The 14,746-nt window shown below is 69.3% G+C and carries 15 protein-coding genes; 10 read left to right on the forward strand and 5 right to left on the reverse strand.

The genetic code is table 11. The features are described 5' to 3' along the window. Positions 1-79 precede the first annotated feature (79 nt). The 4 genes from ACYVOK_RS35270 (at position 80) to ACYVOK_RS35285 (ending at position 2,346) form a co-directional block, all read left to right on the forward strand. Entirely contained in the window at positions 80-265 is a 186-nt protein-coding gene (locus ACYVOK_RS35270) for a hypothetical protein (RefSeq protein WP_460666956.1), read from the forward strand. A gap of 62 nt (positions 266-327) precedes the next feature. Further along, complete coding sequence (locus tag ACYVOK_RS35275) at positions 328-630, forward strand: twin-arginine translocase TatA/TatE family subunit (RefSeq protein WP_460666957.1); 303 nt, start codon at positions 328-330, stop codon at positions 628-630. Between the two features lie 22 nt (positions 631-652). Beyond that, positions 653-1,474: a twin-arginine translocase subunit TatC gene (gene tatC / locus ACYVOK_RS35280; RefSeq protein ID WP_460666958.1), complete on the forward strand. Its 822-nt coding sequence runs from the start codon at positions 653-655 to the stop codon at positions 1,472-1,474. Next, positions 1,474-2,346, forward strand: a complete 873-nt coding sequence (locus ACYVOK_RS35285) for a diacylglycerol/lipid kinase family protein (protein WP_460666959.1) — start codon at positions 1,474-1,476, stop codon at positions 2,344-2,346. Before tatC ends, ACYVOK_RS35285 begins: the two co-directional genes overlap by 1 nt. An 18-nt stretch (positions 2,347-2,364) precedes the next feature. Here ACYVOK_RS35285 and ACYVOK_RS35290 read toward each other — a convergent pair whose 3' ends face one another. Continuing rightward, complete coding sequence (locus tag ACYVOK_RS35290; RefSeq protein ID WP_460666960.1) at positions 2,365-2,841, reverse strand: MarR family winged helix-turn-helix transcriptional regulator; 477 nt, start codon at positions 2,839-2,841, stop codon at positions 2,365-2,367. A 93-nt stretch (positions 2,842-2,934) separates the two neighbouring features. Here ACYVOK_RS35290 and ACYVOK_RS35295 point away from each other — a divergent pair, with 93 nt between their 5' ends. The 4 genes from ACYVOK_RS35295 to ACYVOK_RS35310 all read left to right on the forward strand — a co-directional run bounded on the left by ACYVOK_RS35295 (position 2,935) and on the right by ACYVOK_RS35310 (position 8,611). After that, positions 2,935-3,810, forward strand: coding sequence for an alpha/beta hydrolase (locus ACYVOK_RS35295; protein ID WP_460666961.1), 876 nt, complete (start codon positions 2,935-2,937; stop codon positions 3,808-3,810). 9 nt (positions 3,811-3,819) lie between these two features. Beyond that, complete coding sequence (locus tag ACYVOK_RS35300) at positions 3,820-6,633, forward strand: DEAD/DEAH box helicase (protein WP_460666962.1); 2,814 nt, start codon at positions 3,820-3,822, stop codon at positions 6,631-6,633. Between the two features lie 69 nt (positions 6,634-6,702). Next, entirely contained in the window at positions 6,703-7,968 is a 1,266-nt protein-coding gene (locus ACYVOK_RS35305; RefSeq protein WP_460666963.1) for a serine hydrolase domain-containing protein, read from the forward strand. A 124-nt stretch (positions 7,969-8,092) separates the two neighbouring features. After that, positions 8,093-8,611 (forward strand): hypothetical protein, encoded by a 519-nt coding sequence (locus ACYVOK_RS35310; RefSeq protein WP_460666964.1) that lies wholly within the window; start codon positions 8,093-8,095, stop codon positions 8,609-8,611. Between the two features lie 38 nt (positions 8,612-8,649). Here ACYVOK_RS35310 and ACYVOK_RS35315 read toward each other — a convergent pair whose 3' ends face one another. After that, complete coding sequence (locus ACYVOK_RS35315; protein WP_460666965.1) at positions 8,650-9,960, reverse strand: glycoside hydrolase domain-containing protein; 1,311 nt, start codon at positions 9,958-9,960, stop codon at positions 8,650-8,652. 113 nt (positions 9,961-10,073) lie between these two features. Here ACYVOK_RS35315 and ACYVOK_RS35320 point away from each other — a divergent pair, with 113 nt between their 5' ends. Continuing rightward, positions 10,074-11,129: an ArsR/SmtB family transcription factor gene (locus ACYVOK_RS35320; protein WP_460666966.1), complete on the forward strand. Its 1,056-nt coding sequence runs from the start codon at positions 10,074-10,076 to the stop codon at positions 11,127-11,129. Between the two features lie 55 nt (positions 11,130-11,184). Beyond that, a complete protein-coding gene (locus tag ACYVOK_RS35325; RefSeq protein ID WP_460666967.1) occupies positions 11,185-12,411 on the forward strand; it encodes an MFS transporter in 1,227 nt (408 codons plus the stop codon). A 6-nt stretch (positions 12,412-12,417) separates the two neighbouring features. On the opposite strand, the gene ACYVOK_RS35330 is transcribed toward ACYVOK_RS35325, so the two are convergent. From ACYVOK_RS35330 to ACYVOK_RS35340, 3 genes are all read right to left on the reverse strand, one after another. Continuing rightward, positions 12,418-13,467 carry an FAD-dependent oxidoreductase gene (locus ACYVOK_RS35330; protein ID WP_460666968.1) on the reverse strand — a complete coding sequence of 350 codons (1,050 nt, stop codon included), beginning with the start codon at positions 13,465-13,467 and terminating at the stop codon, positions 12,418-12,420. A 75-nt stretch (positions 13,468-13,542) separates the two neighbouring features. Beyond that, positions 13,543-14,025, reverse strand: a complete 483-nt coding sequence (locus ACYVOK_RS35335) for a 2,4'-dihydroxyacetophenone dioxygenase family protein (RefSeq protein WP_460666969.1) — start codon at positions 14,023-14,025, stop codon at positions 13,543-13,545. A 10-nt stretch (positions 14,026-14,035) separates the two neighbouring features. Beyond that, positions 14,036-14,737, reverse strand: a complete 702-nt coding sequence (locus tag ACYVOK_RS35340; protein ID WP_460666970.1) for an SDR family NAD(P)-dependent oxidoreductase — start codon at positions 14,735-14,737, stop codon at positions 14,036-14,038. Positions 14,738-14,746: the final 9 nt, after the last annotated feature.

Here is a 14,746-nt window from a genome sequence, read left to right on the forward strand (position 1 = left end):
ATCACGTTCCGGCACCGTTGTCCACGCGGACGCCACGCGGGGCGTGGGTGATCACCGGGAACCGGTTAGGCTCCTGGGTATGTACTGGTTCCTGCTCTTCCTCGGTGTGGTGGCGGTGTGGCTGCTGGTCCTCGCCCTGCTCGCGCGGAAGCTGTGGGGCCAGGGCAAGGCGCTGACGCGTGAGTTGGTCGCCGCCCAGTCCAAGCTGGACGCCGCGATGTCCGGGTCTGGACAGACCCGCGAGGATGACCGCGCTCCGGCGTAGTATTCGGCCCACGTTCTCACGCTTGAGCCGCGACCACGAAGTTTTGTGAAAGGGAGATCGACATGGCACCACTCATCGGCATGCCCCAGGGCGCGGAGTGGCTCATCATCCTCGCCATCGTCGTGCTGCTGTTCGGATCGGCCAAGCTGCCGGCTCTGGTGAGGCAGCTCGGCAAGTCGAAGAAGATCTGGGAAGAAGAGGTCGGTCCCAAGAAGAAGGACCAGGAACTGACCGAGGGCTCCACCCAGCCGGCCCAGGCTCCGACCCAGCAGGCGGCGCCGCAGCCGCAGGCCGCTCAGCAGCCGAACCAGGTGAACGGCCAGGGCCCGGGCGACGGCCTGCCGCCGAGCCACACGGCCAACTGAGCCGACCACGCCGGTGTCATTGGTGAGGATCGGACGGCGCAAGGAACCGAAGGAACGCCGCCCGCAGGACGACGAGGGTCGGATGACCCTGCGCGAGCACATCATCGAGCTGCGCAACCGGCTGCTCATCAGCGTGCTCGCGATCGTGATCGGGACCGTCGTCGGCTGGATCTTTTACAACCAGGCCTTCGACTTCCTGACCCGCCCGTTCCTGACCAGCGTCGCCGAGATGGCCAAGGACGCCGGCAATACGAAGACCCCGCAGCTGACCTTCCCCGGCGTCGGGAACGCGCTGACCTTCCGGATCAAGATCTCGGCCCTGTTCGGCCTGCTGCTGGCCGCGCCGATCTGGCTGTACCAGCTCTGGGCGTTCATCGCGCCCGGTCTGCACCGCAACGAGCGCAAGTGGGCCTACATCTTCTCCGCGCTCGCCACCCCGCTGTTCGCCGGCGGTATCGCGGTGGCCTACTGGACGCTGCCGAAGGGCATCGAGATCCTGCTCGGCTTCACGCCGCTGGACATCCAGAACCTGGTCGAGCTGCCGGACTACCTCGACTTCGTGCTGCGCACGATGCTGGTGTTCGGTGTCGCGTTCCTGATCCCGCTGGTCGTCGTCCTGCTCAACCTGCTCGGCATCGTCCCCGGCGCCGCGCTGGGCAGATTCCGGCCGTACATCGTCCTGGTCATCTTCGTCTTCGCCGCGGTGGCGACGCCGTCGGGTGACCCGTTCACGATGTGCCTGCTGGCGATCCCGATGTGCCTGCTGTTCTTCGTCGCCGAGGTGATCGCCCGGCTCAACGACCGGCGGCGGGCGCGCCGGACCGAGGAACTGCTGGCCGACTGATGAGCCGACGGATCGCGCTGGTGGTGAACCCCACCTCCGGCAAGGGTCGCGGTGCCCGGGTGGCCCCGGTCGTGCGCGGCCGGCTGGAGGCGGCCGGGCTGACCGTCGACGAGTACGCGACCACCTGCGCCGAGGACGTCGGCCGGATCGCCGCCGATGTGATCGGGTCCGGAGCCGACGCGGTCGCGCTGATCGGCGGCGACGGCACCGTCCATCTCGGCGCTCAGGTGCTGGCCAGATCCGGGATGCCGTTCGGCGTGATCCCGGCCGGTACCGGCAACGACTTCGCCCGCGGTCTCGGCGTACCGCTGAAGGATCCGGTCGCGGCGGCCGACCTGATCGTGGCCGGCAAGACCCGCAAGGTCGACCTCGCGGTGGCCAAGGACGAGTACATCACCACGGTGGTGGCCGGCGGCTTCGACTCCTTGGTGAACAAGCGCGCCAACGCGATGAGCTGGCCGAAGGGCAACTCCCGCTACACGGTCGCGACCCTGGCCGAGCTGCGCACGTTCAAGCCGCTCGAGTACGTCGTGACCGTCGACGACGAGGTGATCGAGACCAGGGCGATGCTGGTCGCGGTCGGCACCGGGCCGACGTACGGCGGCGGACTGCAGATCTGCGCGGGCGCGGAGATCGACGACGGCCTGCTCGACGTCACCATCATCCAGCCGGTGTCGCGGCTCACCCTGCTGCAGATGTTCCCGAAGCTGTCCAAGGGCACCCACGTCGGCCACCCGATGCTGCGCACCCTGCGCGGCAGGACAGTCCGGATCGAGTCGCCCGGCATCACGGCGTACGCCGACGGCGAGCCGCTCGGCGCGCTTCCGGTCGACATCAGCATCGTCCCGGGCGCCCTGACCGTCTTCGCCTGACCTCGGCGCGGCCTGCTCTCAGCCCTGGCTTGGGCGGGGACCCGGCTCGACCCGATCGGTCCGATGGTCCGCTTCGGCGCGCTGCCGGAGCATCGACAGGCTGACGGCGAGGTTCTCCAGGACGTCGGCCGGGAGCACCGAGCCGATCCAGGTCTGGAGCTCGGCCTCGACCGTCGGGGTGGCCTCCGCCAGAATCCGTTCGCCTTCCAGGGTGAGCGTGACGAGGGAGGACCGGCGGTCGTCCGGGTTCGCCGTACGGCGGCAGCGGCCGGCCGCCTCGAGCCGGTCGACGGCCTTGCTGGTCGCGCCGACCGTGATGGCCATCTGGTGAGCCAGGTCGTAGACCCGTGCCGTCCGGCGAGCCGCAAGGAACCGCAGGAACTCGAACTGACCCAGCGGCAGGTCGTGCTCCGCCTTCAACCGGGCGTCGAGCACGTTGTAGACGCGGGTCTCCAGCCGGACCAGATCCGTGAACAGCGATGTGAGATCAGTCACAGCAAGACTCCAGCTTCCCCGGAATTAGATTCCACGGAATGTAGTTAGCAGGAAGTACATTCCCTGGAATCTACCATTCGACGGAGGACGACGATGAGCCAGGACCAACGCGCCGTAGCGCGCGGGCTGATCACGAAGGGCGAGCTCGGCCGGACACCGGCCGAGCAGCGGGCCGAATTCGACGAACTGTTCGCCGACCGCCCACTGGGCGACGACGTGACGCTGACACCGCGCACGCTCGGCGGGGTTCCGGCGCTGGACGTCGAGGTCGAAGGGGCCGACGGCGACGGCGTGATCCTCTACCTGCACGGCGGCGGCTACGTGATCGGCTCGGCCCGGACCGGCGCGAACCTCGCGGCCCCGCTCGCCCGCCGCACCGGCCTGTCCGCGGTCTCGCTGGACTACCGCCTGGCGCCGGAGAATCCCTTCCCGGCCGCGCTCGACGACGCGTTGGCGGCGTACCGGGAACTGGTCGAAAGCGGCCGTCCGATCGTGATCGCGGGCGACTCCGCCGGGGGTGGGCTGGCGCTCGCAACCATGCTGGCCGCGCGACGCGACGGCCTTCCGTTGCCCGCGGCAGCGGTCCTCTTCTCGCCGTGGACCGATCTGACCCTGTCCGGCGCGAGCCTCGACAACCGCGGTGACTTCGACCCGCTGTTCAGCCGCGCGCACATCGAGTCGTATGCCGAGCACTACCTCGCCGGTCACGACCCCAAGGACGAGCTGGCCAGCCCGCTGCTCGGCGACCTGACCGGCCTCCCACCGCTGCTGATCCAGGTCGGATCAGCCGAGGTCCTGCTCGACGACGCGCTCCAGTTGGCCGTCCGCGCCGCGGAGCAGGAGGTCGACGTCAGCCTCGACGTCGTGGCCGGCGCCCCGCACGTCTACCCGTTGATGGTGGGGGTGATGGACGAGGCCGACGAGGCGCTCGACCGCGCCGCCCGGTTTCTTGTGGGTGCTGTCGCATAGATTGGGCACATGAGTAGCCCGTCCGAGAAGTACGCCTCGTTCCGCTCGGACCAGGAGCATCCCGCGGTGAAGGATTTCCGGGCGCTCTACGACTTCGAGCTGGACGAGTTCCAGCTGCGGGCGTGTGCCGCCCTGGAGGACGGGCATCAGGTGCTGGTGGCGGCGCCGACCGGCTCCGGCAAGACCTTGGTCGGCGAGTTCGCCGTACACCTGGCGCTGCAGCGCGGGCAGAAGTGTTTCTACACCACCCCGATCAAGGCGCTGAGCAACCAGAAGTACGGCGACCTGGTCAGCCGCTACGGCACCGAGAAGGTCGGCCTGCTCACCGGCGACAACTCGATCAACTCCGAGGCGCCGATCGTCGTGATGACGACCGAGGTGCTGCGGAACATGCTGTACGCCGGTTCCAACACGCTGCTCGGCCTGTCGTACGTCGTGATGGACGAGGTGCACTACCTGGCCGACCGGGCCCGCGGCGCGGTGTGGGAAGAGGTGCTCATCCACCTGCCCGACTCGGTCTCGGTGGTGTCGCTGTCGGCGACCGTGAGCAACGCCGAGGAGTTCGGCGACTGGCTGGAGACGGTCCGCGGCAACACCGTGGTCGTGCTGGAGGAGAAGCGGCCGGTGCCGCTGTTCCAGCACGTGATGGTCGGGAAGCGACTGCACGACCTGTTCGCCGGTGAAGCGCCGACCGCCCGGGTCGGCGCACCCGCGAAGGCCAAGTCCGGCAACCCGGCCAAGGCCGCGCAGCCGGACCTGAAGGATCTGGTCAACCCGCAACTGGTCCGGATCGCCCGCGACGACAACCGGATCTTCCGCGACGACTCGCGCAAACCGCGCCGGCGCCGCGACCTGCCGAAGACTCGCCCCAGCCGGACGCACTTCACGCCGTACCGCTCGGACGTCGTGGAGGAGCTGGACGCCGGCGCGCTGCTGCCGGCGATCTACTTCATCTTCTCCCGCAAGGGCTGCGAGGACGCGATGGTCCAGTGCCTGCGCTCGGGCCTGAAGCTGACCAAGCCGCACGAGCGCGACGAGATCAAGCGGGTGCTGGCCGAGCGGACCGCTGATCTGCCGGACGAGGACCTCGGCGTGCTCGGGTACCACGACTTCGCCGAGGCGCTCAGCCGCGGTATCGCGGCGCACCACGCGGGCATGCTGGCCGCCTTCAAGGAGGTCGTCGAGGAGTTGTTCGCGCGCGGCCTGATCAAGGTCGTTTTCGCCACCGAGACGCTTGCTCTCGGCATCAACATGCCGGCGCGCACGGTGGTGCTGGAGAAGCTGAGCAAGTGGAACGGCGAGGCGCATGTCGACATCACGCCGGGGGAGTACACCCAGCTGACCGGCCGGGCCGGGCGGCGGGGCATCGACGTGGAAGGTCACGCGGTGGTGCTCTGGCAGCCCGGGTTCGACCCGCGCGCGGTGGCCGGGCTGGCGTCGACCCGCACGTATCCGCTGCGCTCGTCGTTCTCCCCGTCGTACAACATGGCCGTCAACCTGGTCCGGCAGGTCGGGCGGAGCCGGGCCCGCGACATGCTGGAGTTGTCGTTCGCGCAGTTCCAGTCCGACCAGGCCGTGGTCGGGCTGGCGCGGCAGGTGCAGCGCAACACCGAGGCGCTCGAGGGTTACAAGGAGTCGATCGACTGCCACCTCGGTGACTTCCTCGAGTACGCCGAGCTGCGCCGGCGGATCGGTGAACGCGAGGCGTCCGGTTCGAAGCGGCGCAAGCTGGACCGGCGGATCGAGGCCCAGGAGTCGATCGAGAAGCTGCGGATCGGCGACATCATCCGGATCCCGGCCGGCCGCAGCGCGGGGTGGGCGCTGGTGCTGGACCCGGGGATGCGCTCGGAGCGCGAGGGTCCGCGGCCGACCGTGCTGACGCTGGACCGCCAGGTCCGCAAGCTGTCGATGGTCGACTTCCCGACACCGGTCGAGCCGATCGGGTCGTTGCGGGTGCCGAAGAAGTTCAATCCGCGCAACCCGCAGCAGCGTCGCGAACTGGCCCAGGTACTGCGGAACCGCACCGACATGCTCGGGGAGGACGGCCCGCCGTCACGCTCTCGCGGCCGGGACGTCGTCACGCACGCGGACGACCCGGTGCTGCAGGAGATGCGGGCGCAGTTGCGGGCGCACCCGTGTCACGGCTGCTCGGACCGCGAGGACCACGCCCGCTGGGCCGAGCGGTACTTCCGGCTCGACCGGGAGAACCGTGAGGTACAGCGGAAGATCGAGCAACGCACCAACACCATCGCCCGGCAGTTCGACCGGGTCTGCCAGGTGCTGGACGCGCTGCACTACCTGGACGGCGACAAGACCACCGAGGCCGGCGACCGGCTGTCGCGGATCTACACCGAGCTCGACCTGGTGGCCGCGGAGTGCCTGCGGCAGGGTGTGTTCGACGACCTGACCGTGCCGGAGTTGGCTGCCTGCCTGGCCGCGCTGGTCTACGAGGCGCGGTCGAAGGACGAGCCGACGTCACCGCGGTTGCCGCGGGGCGACGTACGGCTGGCGCTCGAGCGGATGGGTTCGATCTGGCGCGACCTGTCCGCACTGGAACGTGACATGCGGGTCGACTTCCTGCGGTCAATGGATCTCGGGTTCTGCTGGCCGGCGTTCCGGTGGGCGTCGGGCGCGTCGCTGGCCGAGGTGCTGTACGAGTCCGATCTGGCCGCCGGTGACTTCGTCCGCTGGGTCAAGCAGCTCATCGACCTCACCGAGCAGATCGCCGACGCCGCCGGTGACACGCCGCTGCGCGGCACCGCCCGCGCCGTCGTCGACGAGATCCGCCGCGGCGTGATCTCGTACGCGTCGATGGTCGACTAGAACCCCTGCGGTGAGAGACTCCTCCAGCACTACACCCCTGCCCTGAAACCCCTGAAGGAGAACACGTTCGTGGAGTTGACGCGCCGGAACCTCGGCAAGTTTGCGGTCGCGACCGGGGCGGTCGCCGCCGCGGGAACGGCGGTGGGAACGTCCGTCGGGCGGCCCGCCGACGCCGCCGCGACGTGGAAGACCACCGGGACCGCGGTCGCGGCGCTGACCGGGTTCGACACGCAGATGAAGGCGTTCATGCAGGCGCGCGGCATCTCGGCCGGTCAGCTCGCGGTCACGTACAAGGGCCGGCTGGTGCTTGCCCGCGGCTACAGCACGGTCAGCTCCCTGGACGTCCAGCCCACCTCGCTGTTCCGGATCGCGAGCGTGTCGAAGTCGATCACGGCGGCCGCGATCATGAAGCTGGTCCAGGACGGCAAGTTGAGCCTGTCCACGCCGGTCACCAAGATCCTCACCATCACCCCGCCGGCCGGTCAGGTACGGGACACGCGCTGGTCCTCGATCACGATCAAGCGGCTGCTGCAGCACCTCGGCGGCTGGGACCGCGACCTGTCCGGTGACCCGAACTTCAAGGACGCCACGATCTCCAGGGCGCTCGGCGTACCAATGGAACTCCGGCACGCCGACGTGATCAAGTACATGGCCGGGCAGAAGCTCAACTTCACGCCGGGCAGCAAGGCCGTGTACTCGAACTTCGGCTACCTGCTGGCTGGCCGGGTGATCGAGAAGGTGAGCGGTCTCAGCTACGCCGCCTACGTGCAGCAGAAGTTGCTGGCCCCGTTGAAGATCAGGCGGATGGCGCTCGGCTGGAGCATTGCCAAGCACACCGGCGAGCTGTCGTACGAGTCGCAGTACACCGGCCGCACTGTGCTCGACAACTCCGGCGCGACCGTGGCAGCGCCGTACGGGACCTTCAGCATGCGCATCCAGGACGCCAACGGCGGCTGGATCGCCAGCGCTCCGGACCTGGTCCGCTGGGCGAAGATGTTCGACGCGGGATCGAGCGTGCTGAACACCACTTCTCTCAACGCGATCTGGGCGAAGCCCGAGACCGGGATCAGCAACGGCTGGTACTACGGCCTCGGCTGGCAGGTGCGTCCCACCGCGGGCGGCACCGGCCGCAACACCTGGCACACCGGCAGTCTGCCGGGGAACTACTCCCTGCTGGTCCGCACCTCCTCGGGGATGAGCTGGGCGGTCCTGTTCAACCGGCGTGACGACGCCAGCGGCAAGTCGTATGCCGACATCGACCAGGCGATGTGGACCGCCGCCAACGGCGTGAGGTCCTGGCCGACGCACGACTACTTCCCGAAATACTTCGCCTGATTTCGCGACCCGGGAAGCTTTTCGGTCCAGTCCGAAAAGCATTGCCGGGTCCGGAGCGCCATCCCTAGCGTCGTCGTCCTGACCCGCCGTGCAGGCGGCGGGCACACGTCTCTGGGGAGGAAGTATGACGAAACGCAAGATCCTCGCGGCTGCCGGTGTCCTGGCGAGCCTGTTCACCGCCGCGGCAACTGTGCCCGCCGCGCAGGCCCGGACCACCGACGACCCGGCCGCATCCGGCACGCGGGTGACGCAGACCCGGGCGGCTGACGGATCGGTCATGATCGGCGTCACCGGCGCTCCGGCGTCGACCCGCGCGGTCGCCGCGGCGCCGTCGACGTCGCCGGCCGTTGAGCGTGTCTTCGTGTCCGGCAGCCAGACCACGCCCTGCAAACCGGGCTACGCGTGCGCCGCGGTGCCGTACGGCAACGGTGCCTACATCTTCAAGTTCATCCGGTACGACGGCTACTCGCTCAGCAACTGGCTCGGCACCGGCTACTTCGTCAACAACCAGACCGGTGGCGCGGCCGCAAGGTACGACAACGTGAGCGGCGGCCAACTCGGCTGCGTCCCGGCTGGCTACGTCCGCTACAACATCGACTGGAACCCGGTCTGGCGGATCCGGCTCACCGCCGCCCCCTGCTGACCTGACCGCGACGATCCAGCCGGCGTGGGGTCAGTAGGTCAGCAACGTCTGATCGGCGCGGTGTACGTCGTCTTGCTCGTGGTGGCGACGTAGTAGTCGGTGACCCAGCTGCCGTCGCTGAGCCGGTCCCACACCGACGTCGTACCGACCTTGGTGCCGGCTCGTTGGCACGTGACCCACGCCAGCGACCCGATAGGCAACGGGCTCGGGTACGCGCTGTACGACGTACCCGGGCCACTGCGCCTGGTCAGGTTGTTGATCGTGGTCTGGTGCGGATAGCTGCAGCCTGGGATGGGCGCGCTGTAGCCGGTCTTGTTCGGCGTCCTGACGTAGTAGTCGGTGACGTAGCTGCCGTCGATCAGCTTGTTCCAGACCGTGGTGGTGCCGACCTTGGGACCCCAGGTCTGGCAGACGATGCGCAGGCTGGTGTTGGCGGGAATGGTCGACCTGACCGGGTAGGCGGTCGACGGGCCGCTGTACGAATGCACGGTCGTCCGGACGGTGTAGCGGTAGACGACACTCGCCACCGGCGCGTCGAACCGGTCGCTGTCGATGTTGAGCGTCACTCCGCCGTGGGTCTCGTTGTGGTCGCCCACGTACTGCTTCCCGCGCTGGCCGACAGCCCAGAAGCTGTTGGGTACGGTCGGCCAGCCGGTGAGCGAGCTGTTGCCGTCCCACCGGGCGATCCAGATTGCGTCGGGTCGGGCGTACGACGTGGAGTTGTAGGCCGCCGCCAGATCCGGTGCACCCGAGTTCTGGTGCACGTAGACCCCGGACAGGTACGCCTGCCGGTGCAGCTCCTTCGTCCACGCGGACAGGTAGTGCAGTACGGCGGAACGGCAGGTGGTGTTCCTGTTGTCGTAGTGCTCCATGTCGCCGTAGATCGCACTGCCCGGCAGGATGCCGAGCGCCTTGGCCTTGACCACGGCGTCGGCGGCGTCCCGGACCGCCTCCCGGTTGGACGCGGTCGTCGACATCTTCGCTGCCGTGGTCCGGGTCGTGCAGGGCGCCTGGAGCCCCAGGTAGATCGGGATCAGCCGCCACCCCATCGCGGTGACGGACGCGACCCAGCTCGGGGTGAGCTGAGGTTGCGCGCAGCTCCGGTTCACGCCGCCGATGTAGATGCCGATCGCCTTGTACGGCGAGCTCTTCCACGCGGTCATCTGGGCGAGCGTCGGCGCCGTACACGTGTCGAACGCCAGCCCGGTGAACCGCGTCGCCGTGGTCCCCGAGTAGAACGTGATCGGTGTCGTCGGCTCGGCCACCGCCGGCGCCGACGGCCCCACCAGCAACACCGCGACTGCCGCGACAGCGGCCTTGACAGCTACGACGACCTTCAAACGACTCACCGCGCCCACCCCTGGTCTCAGTAAAGGCCCAGCCGCCACCCCGGCACCAGACTTGGCGACGATAATGCCCGGCGTACGTCGTCGGCGCCATCGGCACGGGTTAGGTTGAGGAGATGCCGACGGTACTCGCCGGCGTGAGCCGTCTCGACCCCGAGCGGATCCGCCACGTCGCCTCACCGCTGATCGAGCTGGGCTGCGCACTCCACGTGATGGCCGAGCCCCGTCACCACGACCGCACCGACTGGGCGGCCGCCGTACCATTTCCCGCCGTACTCCGGGAAGAGCTGTCCCAGTGGAGCTGGACGGTGAGAGCCGTCAGGTCTCGCTTCTTCGCGACCAGCGCGGCGACCGGCATGCCGACGTGGCAGGACGAGCTGAAGGCGCTGAGAGCCCGTACGCCGGAGGACCTGGCGGCCGAGCTGGTGCGCCCGCTGCGAGGTCGTCCACTGAGTAGCAGGACCACCGACGCGGACGCCGTACGTCATTGGGCCCGTAGCCGCGGTCGTGTCGTGGCCGAGCTGGTGGAGGGGTTGCTGACTGCGCCAGAGGAGCCGGTACGGCGCTTCCTCGCGCTGCTGGACGAGTGCTGGGAGCACTGGTTCCGGGAGGTGTGGGAGGAGTCGCGGGACGCTCTGGCCGCACGAGGTCGCCACGACCGGGACCTGGCGATGCGGGACGGGGTTGCCGTGATGCTGCGGTCGCTGGACAGCTCCATCGACGTACGGGACAAGGACAGCCTGCTGGTGCAGAAGGTGCAGAACAAGCGCATCGACCTGGCTGAGCGGTCGCTGCTCCTTGTCCCCAGCAACTACATCGCGCCGCATCTCTTCCTCGGTGAGATCCCGGGGGAGCCGCTCACGATCATCTACCCGGCGGGCGGGCGTGGAGCCGCCGTACCGACAGCGCAGCAGGTCCGCAGCCGGCTGGAGGCCTTGGCTGCGCCGGACCGCCTCCAGGTGTGCCGGGCCGTCGCCAGCGAACCTCGAACCGCAGGCGAGATCGCAGCCCTCTGGGGTCTCCATCCCACCCAGGTCACCCGCCACCTGCGAGCACTCACCCGAGCCGGTCTGGTCACCGCCGAACGCCAAGGTCGCTTCGTCGCCTACCGCCTCGACGAAACCGCCGTCCGGAACCTCGGCACAGACCTCCTGGACCTGGTGATGCGCTGACGGATTCCGTCAGTCGAACGCCCGAGCTGTTCGGGCGGCTGTTGAGTGAGCGGCTGTGACAGCTTCTCTCCCGCCCGCCGTACGACGTCTTGTCGTCGCCACGCTGGTCAACACGCTCGGCAACGGCCTCTACTTCGCGATCGCTGCCCTCTACCTGACCCGGGCTGCCGGCCTGTCCGTTGGTCAGGTGGGCATCGGCCTGACCGTCGCAGGCCTCGTCGGCCTGCTGACCAGCACCCCACTCGGCACGGTCGCTGACCGGCTCGGGCCCAACCGCGCGTACGTCGGCTTCCTTGTCCTCCAGGCGATCACGATGACCGCGCTGACGCAGGTCCGATCGTTCCCCGTGTACGTCGTGATCGCGGCCGCCACCGCGATCGCGGACTCCGGCCAGCGCGGTGCCAAGGGTGCGCTGATCGCCGGGGTGTCACCGGCGGACCAGCGGGTGCGCACCAGGGCGATCCTGCGGGTCGCGACCAACATCGGGATGGCGGCCGGGATGGGGCTGGCCGGGGTCGTGCTGGCGGTCGACCGGCGGGAGGTGTACGTGGTCGCGTTGCTGGCGAACGCGGCGACGTACCTGATCACCGCCGGACTGGTCCGCTTCGGGATGCCCGAGGTCGAACGGGTGCCGTCGGCAACCGGTCCGTCCGCGCTGACCGCGCTGCGGGACCGGCCGTTCCTGGTGTTCGTCGCACTGGACGGGATCCTGAGCATGCACGCCGCGATGGCGCAGGTCGCGATCCCGCTCTGGGTGGCTACCGCGACCGACGCGCCGCGGTGGCTGATCGCGGTCCTGCTGGTGCTGAACTCGGTCGCCGTCGTCCTCCTGCAGATCCGCGTCGCCCGGGGCACCGAACACCTGGCAGGTGCCGCCCGGGCCGGTCGCCGAGCCGGTGTCCTGCTGGCCGTTGCCTGCGCAGTCCTGGCCCTCACCGACGTCACCTCGGGCGCCGTCACCATCGCACTGCTGCTGGTGGCCGCTCTGGCCCACGTGCTCGGCGAAATGCTCCAATCCGCCGGCGGCTGGGGCATCAGCTTCGAACTGGCCCCACCCGGCGCCCACGGCCAGTACCAGGGCGCCTACGCCATGGGCCGCGAAGCCGGCGACATGATCGCCCCGCTCCTCCTCACCACCCTGGCCATCAACCAAGGCTGGCCCGGCTGGCTCCTGACAGCCCTCCTCTTCCTCACCGCCGGCACCCTCATCCCCCCAACCATCCGCCGCCACCCCACCTGGCCCCAACCCCACCCCCTCCCACAACCAGCCACCACCACGTGAGGATGATCAGGCGGCGAGAGGGTCGAGGAGGGTTCGGAGGGCTCGGGCGGTGGTGAAGCCGGCTCGGTTGGCGCCTATGGTGCTGGCGGAGGGGCCGTAGCCGATGAGGTGGATGCGGGGGTCGAGGGCGGTGCGGGTGCCGTCCATGCGGATGCCGCCGGAGGGTTCGCGGAGGTGGAGGGGCGCCAGGTGGGCGAGGTCGGCGCGGAAGCCGGTGGCCCACAGGATCGCGTCGACCTGCAGGGTGCGGCCGTCGGCCCACTCGACGCCGTCCGGGGTGATCCGGGAGAACATCGGCTGTCGCGTGTACACCCCGCGCCGCCAGGCGTCCTGCTCCTGTTCGCGCAGATAGAGCCCGGTCACGCTCACCACGCTTCGCGGCGGCAACCCGGCGCGCACCCGTTCCTCGACCTTCGCGACAACGCGGCGCCCGAGCTCCGGACCGAACTCCTCACCGGTCCGCCACTCCGGCGGTCGTCGCGTCACCCAGGTGGTCGACGCGACCTCGGAGATCTCCGCGAGCAACTGCACAGCCGACGCGCCCCCGCCGACAACCAGCACGTGTTGCCCGGCGAACTCGTCGGCACCTCGGTAATCCGCCGTGTGCAACTGCCGCCCACGGAACGTCTCGATCCCCGGATACCAGGGAATGAACGGCCGGTTCCACGTCCCCGTCGCGTTCACGATCGCCTCGGAGAAGTACGTCTCCCCGTCGGTGCGGATCTCGAACTGCCCGTCGACCCGATGCACACTCGTCACCGTGACCGGCCGCAGGACGGGCAGCGAGAATCGTCGCTCGTAGTCCGCGAAGTACGCGGGCACGAACACGTTCGCCCGCTCCGCCCCAGCGGTCTCCGGCACCGGCACGCCCGGCAGGTTCGCGATCCCGTGGACGTCGTGCATGGTGAGCGAGTCCCACCGGTGCTGCCATGCCCCACCCGGCGCCGGATTCCGGTCCAGTACGACGACCTCGTCGTACGGCGTGAACCCGAGTCGCACCAGGTGGTAAGCAGCCGACAGCCCGGCTTGCCCGGCACCGATCACCACGACCTTCACACCCAGAGCAACAGTCCAGAGCCCGAAGCTCTTCCCGGTCGCCGTGACACCGCGCCCCGACCGCGGCCAGGATGCCTACCGGATGAACTGGTCCACGTAGTCAGCGCCCAGGCCGTTGGAGCCGTAGTGGTCGCGGCAGAGCTGGATCTTGGTGAAGGTGTCCTCGTACCCGGTCTGGTTGCCGTCGTCGTCGACGTAGATCATCGCGCCGGAGATGTTGAAGAACGTGATCATCTCGGTGCAGTCCTCCGGCACCCGCAGCGTGTGGATCTCGCCCGGCGGCTCGTACACGAACGATCCGGTCTCCGCCACCCATTCGTGCTCGTCGTACTTCCACTTGCCCTTGATCACGTAGCCGAACACCGCGCTCGGGTGCCGGTGCCGCGACACGATGCCGGACCGGGTCACCTTGAGCAGGTTGCACCACTGCCCGGTGATCGTGTTCAGCATCAGCGGGCGGAACCACACGTCCGGGGCCTGCGGCACCCACAACCGGTCGTCCTCGGGCACCGCCGGTACGGCGATCTCCTCGGGAACACCTGCCGAAACCGGGATCATCGAAGCTCCTTCACATGCTCTGGTAGCCGCCGTCCACGGGCAGGACGGCGCCGGTGACGAACGCCGCGTCGGGGCCGGCCAGGAAGGCGATCGCCCCGGCGACCTCCTCCGGGGTACCCCAGCGGGCCATCGGCGTACGGGAGATGATCCGGTCGGCGGCGACCGGATCGGCTTGCAGGGCGGCGGTGAGCTCGGTGGCGATCCAGCCGGGGGCGACCGCGTTCACCCGGATCCCGTCGGCCGCCCAGGCCACGGCGAGCGACTTGGTCAGCTGGACGACGCCGCCCTTGCTGGCGCTGTACGCCGGGACGAGCGGACCGCCGAAGTAGCTCAGCATCGAGGCGACGTTGACGACGCAGCCGCGGCCGGCGGCGAGCAGGTCGTGCGCCGCCTCGGCCGCCCGCATCGCGCCGGTCAGGTTGATCTCGACGACCTCCCGGAACACCTCGGGCCGGTGTTCGTCGCCGCGGCGGATGATGCCGGCGGCGTTCACGAGCACGTCGAGCCGGTCGAGCGACCCGATCAGGTCCTCGACACCCCGCGGGTCACGGAGGTCGAGTTCGTGCAGCCGCACCGACCGCCGCAGCTCGGGTGAGGCCCGCGAGGTGTCGAGTCCGGCGGCGATCACGGTGGCGCCGTCGATGACGAGGCGGAGTGCGGTGGCCGCGCCGATACCGCTGGTACCTCCGATGACAAGTGCGGTCCGCGCCATGACCGGCAT

The sequence above is a fragment of the Kribbella swartbergensis genome (genome assembly GCF_054784135.1).